Here is a 1,551-nt window from a genome sequence, read left to right on the forward strand (position 1 = left end):
TGAACTATACCCCAGTTAGTGGACTTAATAAAAAAAGTCCCTAGCTGGGGTTTGTTATGTTATGGACATCCCCCCCTGTTATAATGGAATGAATCAGATTAAAGGAAGACCGCAGGAGCCAGACACGATGCTTCTTTCAGGAGCCTCTATGTCTGTAACGGATGTCAATGAAAGGGGTATTGAACATGAGTAAAACGATATTCACAGCTAAAGAAATGGAACGGCTCGAACAAAACCCATACGTCGATAAAGTCTCAGATCGCTCGATCACCTACAACTCAGAATTTAAGATCCAAGCCGTTGAGGAAAATTTAAAAGGCAAAGGCCCTCAACAGATATTTATTGAACATGGATTTGATCTCACCATCATAGGTGAAAGCAAACCCCAACAGTGTCTAAAACGTTGGCGCAAAACGTACGATACTTATGGCAAAGAAGGGTTTCGAACAGAACGACGAGGCAAAGGCGCAACAGGTCGACCGTCTAAACAAGATCTAACACCTGAAGAAGAACTTAAGCAAGCTGAAGCTCGCATCAAATATTTGGAAGCTGAAAATGATTTTCTAAAAAAGCTCGACGAACGCGAAAGGCAGGCGATGAAGAAGCACCGTTAAAGCCATGTGAGACATATGAAATCATTGAACGAACCATCAGAATGTATCAATTAAATGGGTTAACGACACATTTATGTCAATTAGCAGGGGTTAGTAAAAGCGGCTATTATAAATGGCTCAAAAACGAGCCAGCTAGACAAGAAGCTGAACGACAAGATGAACAGGCGTTTCAATTGATTGAAGATATATTCTTATCACTCAATGGCAAGGCAGGGGCGCAAACCATTCGAATGATTTTGGAGAATGATGAAGGCATCGTTATGAATCTCAAGAAAATTCGCCGAATCATGAAGAAGTATGGCTTAATCACAAAAATGAGACAAGCTAATCCCTATAAGAAAATGGCTCAGGCAACACAAGAACATAAAACATGTGATAATCTCGTGAATCGGGCGTTTGATCAAGATGAACCTGGCAAGGTATTATTAACAGACATCACGTATTTATATGATGGTCATGGAAATGTATCTTACCTCTCAGCTATTAAAGATGCAGCGACACATGAAATTCTAGCACACCACGTGTCATCGTCTTTAAGAATGGACATCGTTTATCAAACGTTAACGCATTTAGTTGAGAATGGTTTTGAAATGCCACCTGAGAGCTTCTTTCACTCTGACCAAGGCTTTCACTATACGCATCCCATTTTTCAACAACAGCTTAAAGACATGGGATTCACCCAATCGATGTCACGCAAAGGCAACTGTTGGGATAACGCCCCGATGGAATCTTTCTTCGGTCATTTGAAAGATGACATAGACATCAAAGCTTGTCACACGATGGAGGAGGTTAAGACAATGATTCATGACTATATAGCCTATTACAATTCATCAAGATACCAATGGACACTAAAAAAGATGACCCCGAATCAATATCGAGGTCACCTTTTAGCCGCCTAGTTTTTTATTAAATTGTCCACTTTTAAGGGTACAGTTCA

1 protein-coding gene is annotated in these 1,551 nt (G+C 40.4%); it reads left to right on the forward strand.

Annotated features, from left to right (window positions below; genetic code table 11):
* The first annotated feature begins 185 nt into the window (after positions 1-185).
* A protein-coding gene (locus J2S77_RS14400) for an IS3 family transposase (protein WP_306978519.1) occupies positions 186-1,513 on the forward strand; the annotation gives its coding sequence in 2 pieces (ribosomal slippage) (positions 186-564 and positions 564-1,513; 1,329 coding nt in all).
* Positions 1,514-1,551 lie beyond the last annotated feature (38 nt).

This window comes from Alkalibacillus salilacus (assembly GCF_030812915.1).
In the GTDB taxonomy this organism is placed as follows: domain Bacteria; phylum Bacillota; class Bacilli; order Bacillales; family Alkalibacillaceae; genus Alkalibacillus; species Alkalibacillus salilacus.